Source organism: Pontibacter sp. FD36, assembly GCF_015686655.1.
Lineage (GTDB): Bacteria > Bacteroidota > Bacteroidia > Cytophagales > Hymenobacteraceae > Pontibacter.
The window spans coordinates 23,836-43,738 of sequence record NZ_JADPMP010000004.1; the positions used below are offsets into that span (position 1 = coordinate 23,836).

Annotated in this window: 18 protein-coding genes; 10 read left to right on the forward strand and 8 right to left on the reverse strand. The window is 50.5% G+C overall.

Annotation, left to right across the window (positions count from 1 at the left end; genetic code table 11):
* The first annotated feature begins 4 nt into the window (after window positions 1-4).
* Window positions 5-1,021, forward strand: coding sequence for a type IX secretion system membrane protein PorP/SprF (locus I0P70_RS06360; protein ID WP_196115695.1), 1,017 nt, complete (start codon window positions 5-7; stop codon window positions 1,019-1,021).
* Between the two features lie 131 nt (window positions 1,022-1,152).
* Window positions 1,153-1,545: a transmembrane 220 family protein gene (locus I0P70_RS06365; RefSeq protein WP_196115698.1), complete on the forward strand. Its 393-nt coding sequence runs from the start codon at window positions 1,153-1,155 to the stop codon at window positions 1,543-1,545.
* A gap of 73 nt (window positions 1,546-1,618) precedes the next feature.
* On the opposite strand, the gene I0P70_RS06370 is transcribed toward I0P70_RS06365, so the two are convergent.
* Both I0P70_RS06370 and I0P70_RS06375 read right to left on the reverse strand, forming a co-directional pair.
* Window positions 1,619-1,828, reverse strand: coding sequence for a heavy-metal-associated domain-containing protein (locus tag I0P70_RS06370; RefSeq protein ID WP_196115700.1), 210 nt, complete (start codon window positions 1,826-1,828; stop codon window positions 1,619-1,621).
* Between the two features lie 36 nt (window positions 1,829-1,864).
* The gene (locus I0P70_RS06375) at window positions 1,865-4,099 is read right to left on the reverse strand and encodes a cation-translocating P-type ATPase (protein ID WP_196115703.1); all 2,235 of its coding nucleotides are present in this window, start codon (window positions 4,097-4,099) and stop codon (window positions 1,865-1,867) included.
* Between the two features lie 295 nt (window positions 4,100-4,394).
* On the opposite strand from I0P70_RS06375, the gene I0P70_RS06380 reads away from it, so the two are divergent.
* Entirely contained in the window at window positions 4,395-7,742 is a 3,348-nt protein-coding gene (locus I0P70_RS06380) for a PAS domain S-box protein (protein ID WP_196115705.1), read from the forward strand.
* Window positions 7,743-7,744: 2 nt separating this feature from the next.
* Window positions 7,745-8,161, forward strand: a complete 417-nt coding sequence (locus I0P70_RS06385; RefSeq protein WP_196115707.1) for a two-component system response regulator — start codon at window positions 7,745-7,747, stop codon at window positions 8,159-8,161.
* A gap of 100 nt (window positions 8,162-8,261) precedes the next feature.
* Here the strand turns inward: I0P70_RS06385 and I0P70_RS06390 are convergent, their stop codons facing one another.
* Window positions 8,262-8,711 carry a DUF305 domain-containing protein gene (locus I0P70_RS06390; RefSeq protein WP_196115709.1) on the reverse strand — a complete coding sequence of 150 codons (450 nt, stop codon included), beginning with the start codon at window positions 8,709-8,711 and terminating at the stop codon, window positions 8,262-8,264.
* Window positions 8,712-8,722: 11 nt separating this feature from the next.
* Window positions 8,723-9,301: an AraC family transcriptional regulator gene (locus I0P70_RS06395; protein WP_196115711.1), complete on the reverse strand. Its 579-nt coding sequence runs from the start codon at window positions 9,299-9,301 to the stop codon at window positions 8,723-8,725.
* A gap of 293 nt (window positions 9,302-9,594) precedes the next feature.
* On the opposite strand from I0P70_RS06395, the gene I0P70_RS06400 reads away from it, so the two are divergent.
* Window positions 9,595-11,025 carry a DEAD/DEAH box helicase gene (locus tag I0P70_RS06400; RefSeq protein WP_196115713.1) on the forward strand — a complete coding sequence of 477 codons (1,431 nt, stop codon included), beginning with the start codon at window positions 9,595-9,597 and terminating at the stop codon, window positions 11,023-11,025.
* Window positions 11,026-11,101: 76 nt separating this feature from the next.
* On the opposite strand, the gene I0P70_RS06405 is transcribed toward I0P70_RS06400, so the two are convergent.
* Complete coding sequence (locus I0P70_RS06405) at window positions 11,102-11,473, reverse strand: hypothetical protein (RefSeq protein WP_196115714.1); 372 nt, start codon at window positions 11,471-11,473, stop codon at window positions 11,102-11,104.
* Window positions 11,474-11,677: 204 nt separating this feature from the next.
* Here I0P70_RS06405 and I0P70_RS06410 point away from each other — a divergent pair, with 204 nt between their 5' ends.
* Window positions 11,678-11,905, forward strand: a complete 228-nt coding sequence (locus I0P70_RS06410; protein ID WP_196115716.1) for a hypothetical protein — start codon at window positions 11,678-11,680, stop codon at window positions 11,903-11,905.
* Between the two features lie 20 nt (window positions 11,906-11,925).
* Here I0P70_RS06410 and I0P70_RS06415 read toward each other — a convergent pair whose 3' ends face one another.
* Complete coding sequence (locus I0P70_RS06415; protein WP_196115718.1) at window positions 11,926-12,921, reverse strand: alpha/beta fold hydrolase; 996 nt, start codon at window positions 12,919-12,921, stop codon at window positions 11,926-11,928.
* 117 nt (window positions 12,922-13,038) lie between these two features.
* A complete protein-coding gene (locus I0P70_RS06420; RefSeq protein ID WP_196115720.1) occupies window positions 13,039-14,142 on the reverse strand; it encodes a T9SS type A sorting domain-containing protein in 1,104 nt (367 codons plus the stop codon).
* A 142-nt stretch (window positions 14,143-14,284) separates the two neighbouring features.
* Here I0P70_RS06420 and I0P70_RS06425 point away from each other — a divergent pair, with 142 nt between their 5' ends.
* Window positions 14,285-16,471, forward strand: coding sequence for a HAMP domain-containing sensor histidine kinase (locus tag I0P70_RS06425; RefSeq protein WP_196115722.1), 2,187 nt, complete (start codon window positions 14,285-14,287; stop codon window positions 16,469-16,471).
* A 74-nt stretch (window positions 16,472-16,545) separates the two neighbouring features.
* Complete coding sequence (locus I0P70_RS06430; RefSeq protein ID WP_196115724.1) at window positions 16,546-17,262, forward strand: response regulator transcription factor; 717 nt, start codon at window positions 16,546-16,548, stop codon at window positions 17,260-17,262.
* A gap of 71 nt (window positions 17,263-17,333) precedes the next feature.
* On the opposite strand, the gene I0P70_RS06435 is transcribed toward I0P70_RS06430, so the two are convergent.
* Window positions 17,334-18,014: a porin family protein gene (locus I0P70_RS06435; protein ID WP_196115730.1), complete on the reverse strand. Its 681-nt coding sequence runs from the start codon at window positions 18,012-18,014 to the stop codon at window positions 17,334-17,336.
* Window positions 18,015-18,263: 249 nt separating this feature from the next.
* On the opposite strand from I0P70_RS06435, the gene I0P70_RS06440 reads away from it, so the two are divergent.
* Together I0P70_RS06440 and I0P70_RS06445 are read left to right on the forward strand one after the other, a co-directional pair.
* Complete coding sequence (locus tag I0P70_RS06440; protein ID WP_196115732.1) at window positions 18,264-19,313, forward strand: nucleoid-associated protein; 1,050 nt, start codon at window positions 18,264-18,266, stop codon at window positions 19,311-19,313.
* A gap of 129 nt (window positions 19,314-19,442) precedes the next feature.
* Window positions 19,443-19,877, forward strand: a complete 435-nt coding sequence (locus I0P70_RS06445; RefSeq protein ID WP_230392036.1) for a hypothetical protein — start codon at window positions 19,443-19,445, stop codon at window positions 19,875-19,877.
* The last annotated feature ends 26 nt before the right edge of the window (window positions 19,878-19,903 follow it).

Below are 19,903 nucleotides of genomic sequence, written 5' to 3' on the forward strand. Positions count from 1 at the left end.
GTCTATGAACAAACTTTTAGCTTTAGGATTTGTGCTTTTGCTGGCGACACAGGCCATGGCGCAGCAAAAGCCACAGTACAGTCAGTACACCCTCAACAATTACCTGCTCAACCCAGCCATAGCAGGTATAGAGGATTACGCTGACGTGAAAATCGGCACCAGGCAGCAGTGGTCTGGACTGGAGGGAGCCCCGGTGTCCTACTACGCCACCTTCCATGCCCCGATCATGAAAGAGGTATCACCCGTTACAGCGGCGCAGCGCAATAGTTCGCCTGCCAAAGAGGCCACCACCAAAAAGCCGACATCCTACCGTCGCATCAGACCACACCATGGCTTGGGTGCCATGGCCATGACGACAGCTACGGGTCCACTCAAGCGCAGCAGCTTTAATGTGAGCTATGCCTACCACCAGCCGCTTTCCCGCACCATGCGTATAGCTGCCGGTGTGGCACCGGGCCTGATCCAGTACAGCCTGGACCCCACCGCTGTACGTGTCATCAACCCGAATGACAGAGCCATCAACGATGGGCGGATCAACGAGATGAAGTTTGACCTGAACATGGGCCTGTGGCTTTACTCTTACAACTACTATGTAGGTATAGCCGGTGCGCAGCTTGTACCCAGCAAGCGCGAGCACCTGACTTCTGGCACTGCCACCGACAACAGCGGCCGACTACAGAAGCACTACTTCCTGACGGGTGGTTACCGACTGGATGTGTCGCCCGACCTGGCGCTTATACCTTCGGTAATGGTGAAAATGGCCCAGCCAAGCCCGGTATCAGTAGACGCCACGCTCAAGGCTTTGTACAGTGACCGTATCTGGGCGGCGGCCTCTTATCGGCACAACGAGTCAGTGACTGTAATGGCAGGTATAAACATCAGCTACCTGATGGACCTGAGCTATGCTTACGATGCGAGTGTATCGCCGCTCGGCAGCACCAACTCAGGCAGCCATGAAGTGGTATTAGGCTTAAAACTGCGCAATTCCGCTAAAATAATTTGCCCGCAATGGGCTTGGTAGTCTTTTAAGTTTAAGTTTATAGAATTTTTAACGAGCAGCCCTAAGCTGCTCGTTTGCTTTTAAAAGCACAAAAAAAACATGAAACTTTTATAAATTATTTCAGTATAGCTAGATAACCACTTCCATCAACTATGGTCTTCAAACAAATCCTCTCGATTCTCTTGGGTCTTGTTTTCATTGTCATTGCTGCGCTGCAATACAATGACCCGGATGCTGCCATTTGGATAGCGATTTATCTATTGGCAGCAATTTTCAGTTTCCTGGTTTCTTTCAACAGAATCAGTCAGGTTGTGCTTTTTAGCGCCTTTGTCGCCTATGCGGTAGGTGCCGTGTTCTTCTGGCCTGAGAAATGGGAAGGGCTGGCCATCGGTGGAGGAGATATCAAAAACATTGAAGAAGCCCGTGAGTTCTTAGGCTTAGCAATGACGAGTGCCTCTATGCTGACCTTTGCTTTGCTGAACAGAAGCAAGGCTCGGCTTCACCCCAGAAAACCCGTCTTCAAACAAAGAAAATGGGCAAATTGATAACTCAACTTGCCCATTCATCATAAAACAGCTCTGTCTATTTTAGCAGGCAAAGCATCCTACTTATCACAGGTTATACCTGCTCTGCCTTAAATCCTGCCTTTTCCACAGTACTTTTGATATCTTGTGCATCCAGGCTATTGGTGTTCACCTCCAGGATCTTGTCCGGATTGTCAGTATCCACTTTCCAGTCCTGTACCCCTTCCAGTTTATTGAGGTGTGGCGTTACGGCTCTCACACAGCTTCCGCAGTTAATGGTTGTTTTAAACTTATAGGTCTTCATATTTAACATAATTTACAAACTAATTAAAAAACACTTTTATAATTTCTTGCTACGCAGGCGCAAACTGTTACTTACCACCGAAACCGAGCTGAGGGCCATGGCAGCCCCGGCCAGCATTGGGTTGAGTAGGAAGCCTGTGAACGGGAACAACAAACCGGCAGCCACAGGTATACAGATCACGTTGTAGATAAAAGCCCAGAACAGGTTTTGCCGGATCGTACGCACCGTCGCCCGAGACAGGTTGACGGCCGCCGCCACCTGCACCAGGTCAGAGCGCATCAGCGTAATGCCGGCCACATCCATGGCTACATCGGTACCGTGTCCCATTGCGATGCTAACATCGGCTGTGGCCAGTGCCTGCGCGTCGTTTATGCCGTCCCCTACCATGGCGACTACTTTGCCTTGCTCCTGCAGCTTCTTCACAAAATCTGCTTTGTCGCCCGGCAGTAGTTCGGCCTCAAAGTGCGTGATGCCCACCTGTCGCGATACGGCCGCTGCAGTTTGTGCATTGTCGCCGGTGAGCATGTATACCTCCAGGCCGGACTCTTTCATACGGGCTATACCTTCGGCAGCAGCGGGTTTTATCGGATCACTTACCGCAAACACACCCAAGGCTTTCTGCCCATCGGCGAAGTATACGGCAGTTTTCGCGTTTTCCTGCAGCTGTCGGGCGGCATCAGCGAGCTGACTTTCTATACTTATACCTTCCTGGCGCAGTAGCTTCTCGTTTCCGGCGAAGAACTTTTCCCCTTCAAAAGCCGCTTCTACCCCCATACCAGTCACGCTGTTGAAGTACTCCGGCTCCAGCGGCTGCATTCCCTGCTCTTTGTAATAGGTATAGATGGCCTGCGCAATGGGGTGTTCTGACTTGGCTTCAATCGAAAAGAAAAGCTGCTCCAGTCGCTCCTGCCCTTCTACGCCCTTTGCCCATACCACATCAGTTACAGCGGGCTTGCCCATGGTGATCGTTCCGGTTTTGTCAAGCAGGATGGCGTTGGCCTTATAGGCATGCTCCAGACTCTGCGCGTCTTTGATCAGGATGCCGTTCTCAGCGCCCTTGCCTACGCCCACCATAATGGCAGTAGGCGTTGCCAGGCCCAGCGCACAGGGGCAGGCGATCACCAGCACCGAGATCATCGACACCAGCGCCTGCGACAGGTAAGCTTCTCCGCCCAGCACTACCCAGGCTACAAATGTCAGTATCGCGATCAGCAACACGACCGGCACGAAAATACCCGCTATCTTATCTACCAGCTTCTGCACCGGCGCCTTGCTGCCCTGTGCCTCCTGCACCATTTTGATGATATGGGCCAGCATGGTCTCACCACCGGTTTTGCGGGCAATGAGCTGCAGACTGCCTTTCTGGTTGATCGTACCGGCAAAAAGCATGTCTCCCACTTGTTTCTGCACTGGCAAAGGCTCACCGCTCAGCATGCTCTCGTCCACATACGAGCCGCCTGACACCACCTCACCATCCACCGGCACCCGGTCGCCGGGCAACAGCAGCACATGGTCACCAATTCGTACCTCTTCTATGCGAATCTCAGCTTCCACGCCATCACGAACCACACGCACCGTTTTTGGCTGCAGGCCCATCAGTTTTTTAATAGCCTCGGAGCTTCGGCTTTTGGCGCCTTCCTCCAGGTACTTACCCATTAGGATAAAGGCAATAATCACCGCTACGGCTTCATAATACACGTGCGGCTCCAGTCCGCGGCTCAGGAAGAAATCAGGGTATACGGTATTGAACAAGCTGAAAATAAAGGCTATACCTGTGCTCAGTGCTACGAGCGTATCCATGTTGGCCCGCAGGTGCTTGGCCTGCCCCCAGGCATTCACGAAAAAGTGACGACCGGCCCACAGCAGAATCGGGGTAGTGAAAGCCAGCATGGCCCAATTGCCCCAACTGAAGGCATTGTGGAAGAACATGCCCAGCACAAATACCGGGAATGCCAACACGCCCGCTACAATGGTTTTGGTTCTAAGCACTCCCAGCGCCTTCTCCTGGCGCTCCTCCAGTTCCTCCTCGGTCTGCTGGTCGATCAGCAGTTCAAAGCCGATCTCCTCCAGGGTATCGCGCAACTGATCCGGCTTAACCTGATCCGGCGCATAGGCAACCTGCACCGTCTTGCCGGCAAAGTTTACGTTGGCCTCCTGTACACCTTCCACTGTACGCAGCATGCTCTCTATGCTGGAGGCACATGAGGCGCAGGTCATCCCCTCTACGGGGAAGGTATCTTTTTTATAGGCTTTTTTTGTGATCGTTTCCATGTTGTCTCGATGGTTTAGCGTCCAATCAATACAAAGGTACGCCCCTTTCATGCCTTGTGTGTTACACTATCTTTTAAAAGGTTTATAGATTTTTGACGGATTGAGCGGCTACTCTCTGCCTGAACCACTTCACATTTACTTGAAAACCAGTTGAAAGGAACTAATTAGGGGCTGTATTTTTGTTTTTAGAGTTGTAATTGTTTAAGTTCGGGAATAAACACTGATAACAATCGGTGCAAAATCCGCGACCCAAATACTTGTGCTCCGTAATTTAGTAAGCACCTGTACCTGACCCATGTTGAAAACAAACCAGCCCACGCATCTGCATGCAGCATCGCGCACGACCTATCTTGTGCTGTTTGTATTCGCGGGCTTATTGATCACCCTGCTCATCCTGATCTCCAACACCTTTTTTCAGGCCCGCCAGGTTCAGCTCAGCCATGATGCTTATATAGTGCTGGCCTTGCAGGAGCTTGAACTCATCGACGACCTTCAGACCAATGATGATGCCGTACACCAGGTGGTACTATTGCACCTGACTTCGACTAGCCCTGCTGAGAAGACCAAATACGAACAGGACATTCAGGCGACCCAGGCACACAGTGCCGACATCATCACGCAGTTGAAGGCCATGATGCAGGATGAGCAGCGCCAACAGATTCTCCGCAATTTCGAAAATGAGACGGCTGCGCACGATACCCTGGTCAAACACTTGCTGCAACTTAGCCGCAGTAGCAACATAGCAGAGGCCCTGGCCTATAACCGCATGGTGATCACCCCTGAATACCGGCATCACCAAAACTACCTCAAGGATTTAAGTGAAAGTATACGCCAAGCTACCCGCGAAAGCAGCCAGCAGGCATCTCATTCTATCTCGTCGTTTGTACAAAGTCACCGGCTTATACTTGCCATTATCATACTGATAAGCATTGCCGCCGCTCTTCTGCTTCGCAACGTCATTCAGCGGCTGCGCTCTGACAACAAATTGCTCAACGCCGAAATGCAGAAACGACAGGAACTGAAGGAAGCTCTGTCCGAGAGCCAGCTGAAGTATAAGATGCTTTTCGACATGAACCCTATCCCCATGTGGGTGTATGACCGGCTCACGATGCAGTTCCTGGACGTAAACAAGGCCACCCTCCGTGAGTATGGTTACAGCAGAGAGGAGTTCCTGGCGCTGAACATATTCGACATAAGGCCCCAGCATGACGTGCCGCTTCTTAAGTTCAGGCTGGACCAGGTAGACGAGCTGGAGTCGCAGCAAAGCAGGGTGCGCCATAAACGCAGCGACGGCAGTGAGTTTGAGGTCGAGGCGATTTCTCATGCGCTGCCGCGCATTGGGGAAAGTATGCCGCGTCTGGTTGTCGCTATAAACGTGGATGAGCGCCTGGAGATGATTGAAAAACTGCAGGTGAATGATAAACAGCTGCGAGAGATCAGCTCCAGCATACCGGGCGCTGTTTTTCAACTGGAGATGAAGAGCCTGTCCCACTACGCCTTTACATTTGTCAGTGACGGCATCCAGGACCTTTTCCATATAAGTCCTGAAGAGGTGTATGGCAACATTACGGCGCTATACCGACACATCGAACCTGATGATGTGCCCCAGGTTCTGAGTGCCATCACTGATTCTTATCGCAGCCTGTCTCCCCTGGTGGTGATCTTCCGGATCAGGCAGCCGCAGGGCGGCCAATGGAAATGGGTGCAGACCCATGGCCTGCCTACCTGGCGAGAGGCTGACCACGTGATCTGGAACGGCACCATGATCGATATTACAGAACAGGTCATAGCACAGGAAAAACTCATGGCCAGTGAGGCAAACCTGAGGGCACTGCTTGACAGCTCACCACAGGCGATCTACCTGCTCGATAAATCAATGCGTGTGATGATGTGCAATGCGGTGGCGAAGAAAGATGTGCACAACATGCTGATGAAGGAGCTGAGAACAGGGATGAACTTCCTGGATTTGGTTGGTGAAGAAAAAGGCAAGCAGTTTCGGGAGCAGCATGCCCGTGCCATGAAAGGTGAGATCATCCAGTATGAAGACGGCCATGGCGATTTCTGGCATGAAATAGCGTTTCGTCCAGTGCTTGGCCCGGATAACCGTGTGCTGGCCGTTGCCCTGAGTGTGCTCAATATCTCAGATCGCAAGCTGGCGCTGGAGACTATCAAGCGCAACGAGGAGCAACTGGCCCGGGCCCAGCAACTGGCCATGCTGGGCAACTGGGAACTTGATGTGGAGCGTGACCAGCTGACCTGGTCTGACAGTGTGTATGCTATTTATGGCGTCAATAGGATGTCCTTTATTCCATCGCGATTCAACTTCATCCATTTTGTGCCAGAGGAGGAACGTGAGCTCATATGGAAGGCGATAGAGGAAGCTTCTGAAAATAACAGTATCCTATCGGTGGAGCACACCATTGTGCGGCCTGATGGTCAGAAGCGTACGGTCTATGAAATTGGAGAACCGGAATATGATGCGCAGGGTAAGCTGGTCCGTTTCCATGGCTCGGTACAGGACATCACTGACCGCAAACGGGCTGAGCAGGAAGCCCTGAAGGCGAAAAACCTGCTGCAATCAACCCTGGAAAACATACCGGAAATGATATTCTCTGCTGACACTGCGCTTAAGATGCTTTATGTGAGTCCGCAGTGCCTCGAACTGACGGGTTATACAGAAGAAGAGTTTACAGCACAGTCTGAACTCTGGTGCAACAGAATACACTCGGAAGACAGAGTTTACATAGAGCAGCATATTCTGCCTGAACTCAAAAAGGGCGAACGCCAGCATTACGAAGTGCGCATCATAACAAAAGATAACCAGTGCAAATGGCTGATGCTGCGGGTTTCGCCCAGAAAGGATGAAAACGGACACGTCTACCGTCTCGACGGCTCTGCCTCTGACATGACATCTTACAAGGAGGCTCAGCAAAAGCGGGACGAGTTGACTGACCAACTTCTGAAACAAAATCAGAACCTGCAGCAGTTCGCTTACATTGTATCACATAACCTGAGAGCTCCGATTGCTAACATTCTGGGCCTCACTACCATATACAACAAACACAAGCCCGATTCACCCATGAACCCCCGGGTGATTGACAACCTGTTTAAGTCTGCCAAACTACTCGACACCACCATCCGGGACCTCAACGACCTTCTCACGATCCGGAGTGAACTCAACAATGTACGGGAAGAGATTAAGTTCGAAGATGTCTATGAAGAGATCTATGATAGCCTCCCCAATGAGCTGCTTGGAGGGCACATTAGGCTGGAGCGGGACTTCGATGAGGCGCCCAACGTGATTGGCGTTCGGAGCTATGTGCACAGCATCATGCATAATCTCATCACAAATGCTTTGAAATACCGATCGCCTGACAGAAATTTGTATCTGCGGCTTAAAACTTTCACTATTCCTAACTATATTTGTCTCAGCGTATCAGATAATGGTCTTGGGATCGATCTGAGTAAGGAAAAAGAAAAAGTCTTCGGTTTATACAAGCGATTTCATGCTCACGGAGAAGGACGGGGTTTGGGATTGCATCTTGTCAAAACCCAGGCTGAGCTGCTTGGCGGCAAAGTAGAAGTAGATAGTCAGGTGAATGTCGGCACTACTTTTAACATTTACTTTAGACACACCCTGTAGTAATGAATATATTGAAAAGAGTAGTTTTGATTGATGATGATGAAGTGAACAACTTCGTTTGTGAAAGCATCATCCGAAATGAGAACTTTGCTGAGGACGTTTTCAGCTTTCAAGGAGCTGAAGAAGCACTTGATTTTCTGAAGTCTTCTGTGGAACCTTCGGGAGAAAAATTCCCTGATCTGATTTTCCTGGATATCAACATGCCCGGAATGGACGGCTGGAATTTTATTGAAGAATATCGCAAACTTCCGGAATACGCCACCCAGAAGTGTAGCCTGTTTATGCTTTCCTCAGCTGTGGACCGCAAAGACATACAGTGTGCCCGCAGCCATAACGAAGTAAAGGAGTTTTTCTCAAAGCCCCTCTCTCCTGAGATCCTTGAGTTCATCAAAGAAGAATTTTTGATGCGGGTAGAGTAGTTTTCCTGCTTCAAAAAGCAAGAGCGCATGCCAAGTCAGTCCCGACGCAGCATGCGCTCTTGCTTTTAAGTGACTTCGGACTGCAGTACTGCCTGCTTACTCAGTCTACCCGCTGCAGAATTCTCTCCATCTCTGCAATCTCTTTCTCCTGTGACCGGATAATCTCCTCTGCCAGCTTCTTCAGCTCTGGATCGCTGATTCTGGCTTCTTCACTGACAAGTATAGCAGAAGAGTGGTGCGGGATCATGGAATGGATAAACGCTTCATCACCAACATAGGACTGGTTGCGCAGCATAATAAATGATCCAACAATGGCCACGATGCTCATAACGGCGATAATGGCGTTCAGTTTCTGGTCTCTGTACATGGAGCGCATTACTCCGAGCATGATCAAAGCCATAGGAGCCACCATCAGAATGGTCATGTACAGCCGGTTGAGGTTGAGGTGAATGTGACTTATCTCGGCTACATTGCTGAACATGACGGCATACATCACCAAAAAGGAAAGCCCAAGCATCAGCATAAACTTCCCGTAATTTCCCTTCTCCATAAGCAGTTGAATCAGTTTACATTATCCAGCGGCTTCCGCAAGGGAGCTGCGGCTTTCTTATACTCTGATGGCGACATCCCGGTTACCTGCTTAAACTGAGCCGACAGGTGCGCGACGCTACTATAGCCCAACTGGAAACTGATTTGGCTCAGGCTCAGCTCGTTGTATGCCAGCAGCTCCTTGGCCCGCTCTACCTTTTGCAGCACTACGTAGCGTGCTATCGTAAGCCCTTCTTCAGCCGAAAAAAGCGTGCTCAGGTAGTGATAGTCGCGGCCTATCGACTGGGCCAGGTAGTCTGATATGTTGATATTTAGATTTTCCACCTCTCCAGATCGGATCAGTTCGATGATGGCAATCTTGATCTTCTCGACAAGCTCTGTCTTCTTATCCTCTATTAGTTCAAAGCCATTTTCCTGCAGGGCTTCCCGCAACTTTTGCAATTGCTCTGTTGTGGGCTCCTGCTCCAGTTTTACTTCGCCCAGTTGTATGGCTATCGGGTTTAAGTCAAGCTTATCGAGCTCCTGAGTTACCACTTTGAGGCAGCGGGGGCAAACCATATTGCGGATGTGCAACGTGTGTGGCTGTATCATTTCCTTTTTAAATTAAAAGCAAGTCATTGTCGCATCCAAAATATCTACAGAGCGATCATAACTGCCTATACCTACGCAAATCTAAGAAAACATTTTGCCCTGTCGCATTTACAGGCTGTCGCAAACCATAACTGCCCTGCCTATACACGCTTTGAATTATTACGATACACTTCCTGTTATACCCATAATCGACCATCCTATACCTGCTGAGTAGCAGTATAGTGGTTTACAAATAAATAAGCGCAAGCCGGAATAATAGACTTACCTTTGCAGCTTGCAATAATCAATCATACATGACATTTAGCGAATTAAATTTAATAGATCCTATCCTGAAGGCACTTCAGGCGGAGGGCTATACGCAGCCTACGCCAATACAGGAACAGGCTATTCCACACCTTTTGGCTGGCACCGACGTGCTTGGCTGTGCCCAGACGGGTACGGGCAAGACAGCTGCTTTCGCCATACCTGTGCTACAGATGCTGCACAACCAAAAAAACAGAGCATCTAACACCATCAAAACGCTTATCCTGACTCCTACACGGGAGCTTGCTATACAGATCAACGAAAGCTTTGCCGCTTACGGAAAAAACACAGGCGTGCGCCATACCGTTATTTTCGGTGGCGTGTCGCAGCATGCGCAGGTTCAGACCCTGAAGCGTGGCGTAGACGTGCTCATCGCAACACCGGGCCGTCTGCTCGACCTGATTGGGCAGGGCTTTATCTCGCTTAAGCACGTAGAGTTCTTCGTGCTGGACGAGGCGGACCGCATGCTGGACATGGGCTTTATCCATGACATCAAGCGCATCATCCCGATGCTGCCTAAGCAGCGCCAGTCACTGTTCTTCTCAGCTACCATGCCGCCTGTTATCCAGGCGCTGGCCGATACCATTCTGGTTAATCCAGTGAAAGTGGAGGTGACGCCTGTGTCGTCTACCGCTGAGAAAGTGGGTCAGGCCGTATACTTTGTAGAGAAAAACGACAAGCGCGATTTGCTGCGTCACCTTCTTTCAGAGTCTGAGATCGACCGTGTGCTGGTGTTCACTAGAACAAAGCATGGTGCCGATCGCGTAGCCAAGGATTTGAACAAAGCGAATATACAGGCAGAAGCCATCCATGGCAATAAGTCGCAGAATGCGCGTCAGCGTGCTTTGAGTAACTTTAAGGCAGGTTCTACCCGTGTGCTGGTGGCTACGGACATTGCTGCCCGCGGCATTGACGTAGAGGAACTATCGCATGTGATTAACTATGAATTGCCAAACGAACCTGAGACTTACGTGCACCGCATTGGCCGTACGGGCCGTGCCGGCAATGCAGGTATAGCACTGTCGTTTTGCGATGAGGAAGAACGCTATTACCTGCATGACATCCAGAAGCTGATCAACAAGCAGATCAAAGTAAATGCGGATCATCCTTTTGCTTTGCCTGAGCACTTATCTGTTAACCTGGAGCATGCTAAAAAGCCGAAAGGCCCAGCCGGAAGAGAGCCGCGCAACAAAACAGCTTCTAATAACGGTAACCGTGCTGCAAGTGGTAACAGGCCATCCGGTAGCGGTAATGGCCGATCAGGAGGAAGCTCAAACGGCCGATCAGGCAGAAGTGAAGGAAACAGCCGTGCTGCAGCAAGCGCAGGCACGAGTAGCCGCTCAGCTAAGGGTAACAGCAGAAATTGGCGAGGTAAAAAAGGAGGCGGTCAAAGCAGACCATCTGGAAATCTAGAATACTAGCCGTTTATAACATAAAAAGCCCCGCCTCTTCGTGAAGAGGCGGGGCTTTTTGCTAAATTCAGGTATAGCCTGTGCCTTAAATACGGCTTTGGTCGCTGTCGTTCGGCTCGGTGTCGTCTTCCCCAAAAGGCTGCTGACGACTGCGGATGCCATTCACATCATCGTCCATGGCGGTATCACTGCCTTCGTACTCGAAGCCGGGGCCCTGTGCGAACTCCTCCGTGCTCTTTGGATTGTTGGCGCCATAGCCAGTCGCTTCGTTCCCCTGTATGTGCAGGTTTTCCAGGCTGTCCTTTTGGTCGTCTCTTTCAAGTGCCCCCCCATACCCAACGTTGCGCTTAGCTGACGGATCCGGCCTGTTGCCCATCGTCTGTCCTTTGCGGTGCTCGTCGTTTATATTCTTCGGGCTGTTGGGCGTGTTCTGTATATCTTCATCTTTGGTTGCCATAATTCAATTCGTTAGTTTACCTGTGTATACGCTCTGCTGGGAGATCAGTTAGGTACGGCAAATTTTTATTTAACATAAATAATCAACTGAACACTATTATATATCTACCACATCTTTCGATTATCTTTGAACGAAATAACGCAAACAGATGGCACGTATGGCACCTTAATTGCGTTACAGAGAGAACCGGCAGCAAAGTAGCTTATGAAACTATCGAAAATATATGACCCGCGGGAAATGAACTCTTACCAGTTTGTGGCTATGACGGGTCTGGTGATGACCATACTGGCGAATATCATCTTACTGTTTATCGACAAAACAGTGGAGAATTTCAATGCGCTATACCTTTGCTGGTTTGTATTCTTTGGATTAGGCACCATTGCTAACTTCAACAGCAAGCCCGATGATCACGATCATCATCACCATCACTAAGATCAGGCATCAGGTATAGCTTACTGCTTCAGGAATTCCAGCAGCGCTTTGTGAAACTGATCAGTTGCCTCGATATGCGGGATATGTCCCACCCCGCTTAATTCCAGTAATCGGGCATTCGGTATAGCTCCTGCTGTTTGTTGCCCCAATTGCGGATATTGTCCATACTGCTTCCGCACCTCTTCACTTTTGATATAGGCTTTGCCTACCACTGTGCGGTCCTCCAGCCCGATGGCCAGTAACACAGGCATTTTTAACTCGCTGAATTCATACACCACTGGCTGCTCATAGATCATGGCATAAGTATGCGCCGCCACCCTTGCCACCAACGGGTAGTCCGGACTCCGCAACTGTGCTGCAGGTATACGCACCCATTCTTCATAGGCCGGTTTCCAGGAGGTATAGTAAGTCTTGTGGTAGTCCCGAATATCTGCCTCCGTGCGCTTCAGTTCTTCCTGGTATAGCTCATCCAAACTCTTGTAAGGTACAATGCGCCGGTAGTCTTCCAGCCCGATCGGGTTTTCGAGCACTAGTTTGGCGGTTGTTTCCGGATACATGAGTGCGAACCTTGTGGCCAGCATGCCCCCCATGGAGTGCCCTACCATCACAGCCTCACTGATTTTGAGGTGGTCCAGCAATTGCCGTGTATACTGCGCCAATTGGTGAAAACTGTAATGCACTTCTGCCTTGTCTGACTTGCCGAAGCCCAACTGATCGGGCACCACAACCCGGAAGCCCTCCCCTGCCAGGAAGTTCACTGTCTGTTGCCAGTAAGCTCCCAGAAAGTTCTTGCCATGCAGGAGAACCACTGTCTGCGGATTTTTAAAGCTGGTGGGCGGCGACACGTCCATATAAGCCATTCTGTACTTCTGCCCCTCCTGCTCCACCTCCAGGTAATTCACCGGGTAACGGTAAGCATAGTCGCTCAAAGTGGCATCGTAGGTACGCTGCGATTGTGCTGCTGCCGGAACCTGGAAGAGTAGTAGGAATAGAAAAGGGTATAGATAGTTTTTCATCTGATTCAGGTATAAGTCATGTTCTTTTTACTTACTGCGGGCAGGAAGAGTTATGACGCAAAAAGCCCGGCGCTGCAGGCACCGGGCTTCTCTACTGAACTATGCTACAAATCTAATTTACTGTACTAACACCTTTTTGGTATGGTAGCGGCTACCCTGGGCCACTTGCAGGAAGTACAAGCCTCGGCCAAATGGAGTCAGGTCTATCTCCCGTTCATATACGCCTTCCAACTTCTCTACTGTATCCACAAACACTTCCTGGCCTTTGTCGTCCATCACCCGTACCACGGTCGTACCTTTGTTTTTGAGCGCGAACTTAAGTTTGAAGCGTCCATTATTCGGATTGGGATGGAAGTTAATCTCTTCTACCTTCAATTCTTCACGTGACTTCATCTCCACAGGAGCACCGGATGCCTTCAGTTGTTCTTTGTCAGCCTTGGTCACATCTTCTACCCTGGCTTTGTGCACGAGAAAAATAGCCCGGCCCGGTCTTGCAAAGTGCAGTCCAACTTCCTCGCCCGTCACCTCTACTTCTTTCCCGTCGCGATCGATGCGGTATACCTTCCTGTCTTCTCCATCCGTGATGATCTTGATATAAGATTTCCCCTCTTTCATGAGCAGCGAGTCTGTTCGCAGCCCTTTAGGCATAGCCTCCACGATGATCCGCTCTATTTCCCTAGGATTTATCTCCTTCAGACGCTCCCCGTCTAGCATCCTGAATGTAAAGGCAGAGTCCCGGTGCATTTTAATGAAAGCGTCAGGGTGCCCCTTTATTGTCAGGTTCTTTCCCTCTCCTCGCAACACTTCCATCCGCTTTACCATCTCTTTACTCAAACTATCGGCGGAAATCGATAGCACACGCACCTCTTTCAGAGCTCGCCGCATGGCACTGTCTCCTTCCATACTTTGTACCCTGGCCCTGAACATGGCATTCCCCTCTCTGCCCAAGGTATAGGCTCTGACTTTTCCATCCAGCAGGCGCATGTGCGCAGTATCCAGTCGGGTTGCTTTGAGGGCTTTGGCGATGGCTTCCTCCGTTTCGGCTGTAAGGGTGGTGTCAATCACTACTGTTTTGCCATCCACAGTGCGGACCATCTTGATGTGCATCTTGTGCTTTTGCTGGCCTGACTCCTGCGCCAGGGCATGGTAAAAGGGCAATAGCCCCATCAGTAAGGCAATGGCCAGTCTGAGCAAGGTCTGGAGGTTAAGGAAGAGGTTCATAGTGTTGGGGTATAGTGGGTTAGCGAATCGTTTCTACAAATGTACGCCAGCACTGTGGCCCTAAGCGTTAAAGCCGAGTTAAAGTCTGTTAAGGAAAAGTTAAAGTGATGGACAAGCCGGACGAAATACGTAAATTTGTTATGTGAGCAAACTGACTATCATAGGTGTTATCGTGCTGATGAGCATATCGTTACTCGGTATGGTCGGGCTTCAGCTGTATTGGATTTCGGATGCCATACAGGTGAAGCAGGAGCAATTTGACCGCAGCGTACACGAGGCGCTGGCCCGGGTGGTCGAAAAGCTGGAGACCCAGGAGGCCGTGTCGGCAGTGGCAAGCGGCATGGCCACACTCCAGCAGCCTGCACAGGAAACGGTGCCGCTTCATGGAGTACCGTCTCTTTCAGAAGTATCATTTACCAGCGCCAGGCAATCGGAAGCCTCTGATCAGCCTCAGGGCAGTAGCAAGGTTGCCTCACAAAGCAAAGCAGAAGGTAGAGCGCTGTCAGAAAAGCAGCAGCCGGACAAGCCTACGCTTTACAGAAGCATAAAAGGGCAGGCCTTTCCCTATGCCGGCAACCGCAGTTTCCGGGTGGAGTTTAGCTCCTTAGACTCTATGGTGCAACACTTAATGCCTCCAGGAGTTCGTATGCCCGCTATGCCTGCCATTCCGATCGAGCATATCCAGTATATGGCGGCTTGGCAAGCCCAGGCAGACTCCATGCAGGCCCGCGCCCAGCGACTGAGCCAGAACAGCACCTTGCGTATACGACGACTACCGGACAGCACGGTCAGGTATACCCGCCAGCTGAATGGCCGAAGCGTTCACTTTTCGGTGGACACACTGCAGTATATTGCCCTGCATTTGGACAGCCTGCGTCGCAATAACTTCATCACCCAAACGCTTTCTCCTTCTGAAATAGCCTCTATCAACGTGCGGAAGGATAGCATCTTCATTTATAGAAATGGCAATACCGCCCGTGGCAGCAACTTTACGGAGACCATCGTATCGGATCCAGCGGTTCTTTCGGGCAGTAAGATCACCTTCCGGAGTATTCACAGGCCAGAAGAGCGAAGAACCGCACAGGAGACAGCACCTAATAATACAGCGCTTCAGGCTAGGGCAAAATCGAGTACTATACCTGCCACAACTGCTAAGCCTGCACAGCGCACGTCCGCCCAGCCGACTGCAGTAGCTACGCCGGATCTGGCCAAAATAGAGGCGAAAAAAGAAAAGCTAAATGATGTAGTAGAGAAAATGGTGGTGGAGTATGTGGCCAAGGACATTCCCCTATCGCAGCGCATGAACCTGAATGAACTGAAGCCGATGCTGCAGAGCGAACTCCGGGACAAAGGCATTGCGCTGGATTTTGGCTACTGGGTACTTTCCGATCAGCAGGATACGGTGACGTCCAGCCACTTGCCAGTCAGGGGCATCAACTCCTTCGCCACTTACACGGCCAGCCTCTTTCCGAACGACATATTTGATAAATCTGACCAGCTTGCTGTATACTTTCCCGACAGCCAGGCCTATGCGCTCAAGTCCCTCTGGATGATGCTGGCTTTCTCTGCGCTCTTCACCCTGATTATGGTAGCCACTTTTGGCACCACGATTCACATTATTTTCAGGCAGAAAAAGCTATCGGAAATGAAGAACGACTTCATCAACAACATGACGCACGAGTTCAAGACGCCGATTGCCACCATCTCGCTTGCGGCTGATGCCATCTCCAATCCCAAGGTATACGCACGGCCGGAGAAGGTACAGTACTATACCGGTATCATCCGGCAGGAAAACAAGCGCATGAACGCACAGGTAGAGAACGTACTGCAGATAGCCCGACTTGAGAAGAACGACTACCAGATGAACCTGGCTAGGACTGACCTGCATGCACTGGTGCTCAAAGCAGTTGAAAGCATACACCTGCAGGTAGCGGAACGACAAGGCACGATCACCACCGAACTGCATGCCACTACTCCTGACCTCGAACTGGACGAGGTACATTTTTACAATGTGATCTGCAACCTGCTCGACAACGCCAACAAGTACTCCCCGGATCGCCCTGTCATCCGCATCGAAACCTATAACACAGCCGGCGGCACGCTACTGGCCGTGGAAGACAAAGGCATGGGCATGACCCGCGACACGCAACTGCGTGTGTTTGACAAGTTTTACCGCGTGCCGACCGGGAACCTGCACAATGTGAAAGGATTCGGACTGGGACTCAGCTACGTGAAAGCCATCGTTAAAGCCCACAAGGGCACCATACGACTTCAAAGCGAGCTGGGTAAAGGCAGTCGCTTTGAGGTGTTTATACCGGCCAGCGCCTGATACATTACACCGTGCAACCCGTGAGCCCTTTGTAGCATCTTTAACTTAAAGCCTATACCTAAATACGTCACCTTATGAGCGACAAAGGACTAAACATACTGCTTGCCGAGGACGACCCGAACTTCGGGATCGTGCTGAAAGACTACTTGGAGTTGCATGACTACGAAGTGACGCTGAGTCCAGACGGCTGCCAGGCCATCACTGCTTTTCGGAAGGCAAACTTTGACCTGTGCATACTCGATGTGATGATGCCAGGCAAGGACGGGTTCACATTGGCCCGCGAAATCAAGAAGTTGCAACCAGACATGCCACTGATCTTCCTGACGGCCAAGGCTATGCGGGAAGACATGCTCGAAGGTTTTAAAATCGGTGCGGATGACTACATCACCAAGCCATTCGACTCTGAAGTACTGCTTTATAAAATAAAAGCGATTATGCACCGTAAGGGCGGTAGCCCTACAACAGAAAAGCAGGAGGTAACAGAGTATAGCATTGGGCAGTATCGCTTCCAGTACAAGTTGCGCCTGCTGCACTATAATGGCGAGATACAAAAGCTCTCCCCCAAAGAGGCTGAATTACTACGCCTGCTCTGCCAGCACCTGAATGACGTGATGCCGCGTGAGGAAGCTCTGCTGCGCATCTGGCACGAAGACAGTTACTTCACGGGTCGCAGCATGGACGTGTACATTGCGAAACTCCGCAAGTACCTTCGCCACGACCCTGCCGTTGAGATCATCAATATACACGGCCAAGGGTACAGACTGTGTGCCCACAATGGGGTAATGCTGTAACACGAAACAGGCCGCTACCAGAAGTAGCGGCCTGTGTGTTTCACCAAAACACTTTAACAAACAATATCTTTTTAGAAAGTAAATCCTACAGAGGCTTTGATCACCCGGTTGAAGGTGTCGAAGTTGCGGTTGGCATCCACAGTGGTCAGACCGTAGTCGTAGCCCGCACTTAAATTAAAGCCGCTGGCGAAACGGTAGCCTATACCTCCAGTAGCCGCCACATCCAGTTCACGGAAGCCGCTGTTCATGTCCCACTCCTGGTTCAAGGCATTGAAGCCCAAGGCTCCGGCCCGTACCTGTACCTTGTTAGACAGCAGGTATGAGAACTGCGGTCCTGCAAAAATATGGAAGCCGTCGCCTATGAAGATTTTCGCCAGAATCGGCAAATCAATGTATTCTGCCTTGTTAGTCACGGTGACACCGGCATTCAGGAAGTCAAACTGCTCCATCGGAATCTTGCCAACCAGGCGCATCCCTTTTTGAGAGTAAAACAGGCCTGGCTCAATTTCAAAGCCCGGTGCTATAGGTATAGACACCACACCGCCAAAATGAAATCCTTCGCGCATCTCGCGGCTCAGGGAGCCATTGGTCATATCCATCAGATCCTGGGCACTGTTAATGGTTTGCCCCTGCCATTCGGCCATGTTTACACCCGCTTTTATACCGATGCGCACGGGTTGTTTTTGCTGCGCATTTGCCTGCGTTACCGCCATTCCCAGAACGACGGCCAGTAGTAGAAATATCTTTTTCATCACACCTATCCTTAAATATTGAAAAACAAGAAATAAGCTGCGCAGCTTAATTACCCTGATGTAAGAATCGTGCCAAATCGGGACCAGATGTTTTAAAAAAAGTTCACAACAAGGTGTAAATATTTTAAAATCAACCAATTATGTTTTAAAATATTTTTTACATGCATCTTATTTGCCCATAGGTATAGTTGCGCCTTACCTTTGCAGCCCCATGGCTCAGAACAGAGGCAGGTATAAAGGTAAAGGCAGATGAATGACAAAAGACAGGTGCGGCTCAACAGGCTGGCCGTGCACAGGGTAGGCAACAAAGCAAAGGAAGAGGGCGTGATCGCTTCGAAGGAACTGGTTGACTTGCGGGACGAGCAGCTGAGCGATTTGCTGACCAATTACTTTCTGGCCCCTTTCAAGCAGGAGGAGTTTTTCCGCTTTCACCATACCTCCGACTTGGCCCTCAACGAGATGTTTGCCTACTCTGCCCTGATGTTCACGGAGCCACAGAAGTTTCTGGAGTACTCGGTGCATGTGCTCAATCACCTCTACGAACAGTCGGACCATCCCAAAGTGAAGAGCGGCGAGCTGTACGTGGTGCATTTGTCGGGCTGCGTGATGGAGGACGACATCGTAGACGCGATCGGTATTTTTAAGTCCGAGAACAAAGACACCTTCCTGACCTTTCAGGAGGAAGACGATGACCTGAGCATGAACTACCATTTCGGAGTGAATATCAAGAGCGTGGACAAAGGCTGCCTGATCTTTAACACCGAGGCCGAGGACGGCTTCCGGGTGAAGATCGTAGACGCTAACAGCACCGACGCCGTGTTCTGGAAAGAGGACTTCCTGCACGTAACGGAGCTCAAAGACACCAACTTCAACACGAAAACGGCACTCAACCTATGTAAAGATTTTTCAGAAGAGGTATTTGCCCAGACCGACAGCAAAAAAGCACAGGTAGACTTCATCAGCCGCTCCGTGGACTATTTCTCTAAGAGCGAGACCTTTGACCTGGAAGAGTTCACAAGCAGCGTGATCGATGAGCCCGAGACGGCCGAGCGGTTCAAGAACTATACCCAGGCCTTTGCCGAGGAGCGCGACATCGAGGGGTTCACGGACTTTGCCATCAACAAAAACACGGTAAAGAACATGAAGCGCAAGTTCCGCAACTTCATCAAGCTTGACACCCAGATCGAGATCAAGTTCAGCGGGTATAATCCGGAGCAGAGTGAGCAGTACGTAGAGCGCGGCTTCGATCAGGAACGCGGCATGCACTTCTACAAGGTATACTTCCACTCCGAGTCGTAGCGTTATCTGCAAGGCTAGCAGGTATAGAAACTATACCTGAACCGGGCTTGTTGCAGAGAGACCGACACCAAAATACCGGAACAGTATTTGATAGATAAGAAAGCACCTATGATAAGCTTTAAAAGAGATATGAAAAAATCAGTTCTTGCCACCTTATTTTTTGCCTTTGCCGCGACCGCCGTGTTTGCACAGGCCCCCGCTCAAAAGGCTGGCACAACCCAAAGTGCGCCTAAAACATTGGAACAGCGTGCCGATGAGATAACGGCCGGTATGGTAAAGAACCTGCGCCTTAGCCCAAAACAGGCTGCTGAACTAAAGGAGGTGAACCGCAGCAACATGAAGTTTGCGGAAGAGGCCCGCAAAAAGCATCGCGACAACCCGCCCAAACTAGCGCAGCAAATGGACATGATCAGCCAGACGAGGCTTTCGCAAATCAAAGACATCCTTACAGAGCAGCAGTTTGCCCAGTACCAGTCGCGCCGCGAAGAGAAAATGGGTGTGCCGCGTGAGGCCAGAAGTAACCCTAGCCAAGGTCCAGGGCAGCAGTACGACAACAACTACTAGTTCATATTGAGCATTAGCAAAAAGCA

Coding starts and splice junctions, on each gene's coding strand:
- I0P70_RS06410 (WP_196115716.1), top strand. CDS start 11,678: ATGAAACTATCGAAAATATATGACCCGCGGGAAATGAACTCTTACCAG.
- I0P70_RS06445 (WP_230392036.1), top strand. CDS start 19,443: ATGAAAAAATCAGTTCTTGCCACCTTATTTTTTGCCTTTGCCGCGACC.
- I0P70_RS06400 (WP_196115713.1), top strand. CDS start 9,595: ATGACATTTAGCGAATTAAATTTAATAGATCCTATCCTGAAGGCACTT.
- I0P70_RS06435 (WP_196115730.1), bottom strand. CDS start 18,014: ATGAAAAAGATATTTCTACTACTGGCCGTCGTTCTGGGAATGGCGGTA.
- I0P70_RS06390 (WP_196115709.1), bottom strand. CDS start 8,711: ATGGAGAAGGGAAATTACGGGAAGTTTATGCTGATGCTTGGGCTTTCC.
- I0P70_RS06360 (WP_196115695.1), top strand. CDS start 5: ATGAACAAACTTTTAGCTTTAGGATTTGTGCTTTTGCTGGCGACACAG.
- I0P70_RS06405 (WP_196115714.1), bottom strand. CDS start 11,473: ATGGCAACCAAAGATGAAGATATACAGAACACGCCCAACAGCCCGAAG.
- I0P70_RS06370 (WP_196115700.1), bottom strand. CDS start 1,828: ATGAAGACCTATAAGTTTAAAACAACCATTAACTGCGGAAGCTGTGTG.
- I0P70_RS06385 (WP_196115707.1), top strand. CDS start 7,745: ATGAATATATTGAAAAGAGTAGTTTTGATTGATGATGATGAAGTGAAC.
- I0P70_RS06380 (WP_196115705.1), top strand. CDS start 4,395: ATGTTGAAAACAAACCAGCCCACGCATCTGCATGCAGCATCGCGCACG.
- I0P70_RS06365 (WP_196115698.1), top strand. CDS start 1,153: ATGGTCTTCAAACAAATCCTCTCGATTCTCTTGGGTCTTGTTTTCATT.
- I0P70_RS06415 (WP_196115718.1), bottom strand. CDS start 12,921: ATGAAAAACTATCTATACCCTTTTCTATTCCTACTACTCTTCCAGGTT.
- I0P70_RS06395 (WP_196115711.1), bottom strand. CDS start 9,301: ATGATACAGCCACACACGTTGCACATCCGCAATATGGTTTGCCCCCGC.
- I0P70_RS06430 (WP_196115724.1), top strand. CDS start 16,546: ATGAGCGACAAAGGACTAAACATACTGCTTGCCGAGGACGACCCGAAC.
- I0P70_RS06375 (WP_196115703.1), bottom strand. CDS start 4,099: ATGGAAACGATCACAAAAAAAGCCTATAAAAAAGATACCTTCCCCGTA.
- I0P70_RS06440 (WP_196115732.1), top strand. CDS start 18,264: ATGAATGACAAAAGACAGGTGCGGCTCAACAGGCTGGCCGTGCACAGG.
- I0P70_RS06420 (WP_196115720.1), bottom strand. CDS start 14,142: ATGAACCTCTTCCTTAACCTCCAGACCTTGCTCAGACTGGCCATTGCC.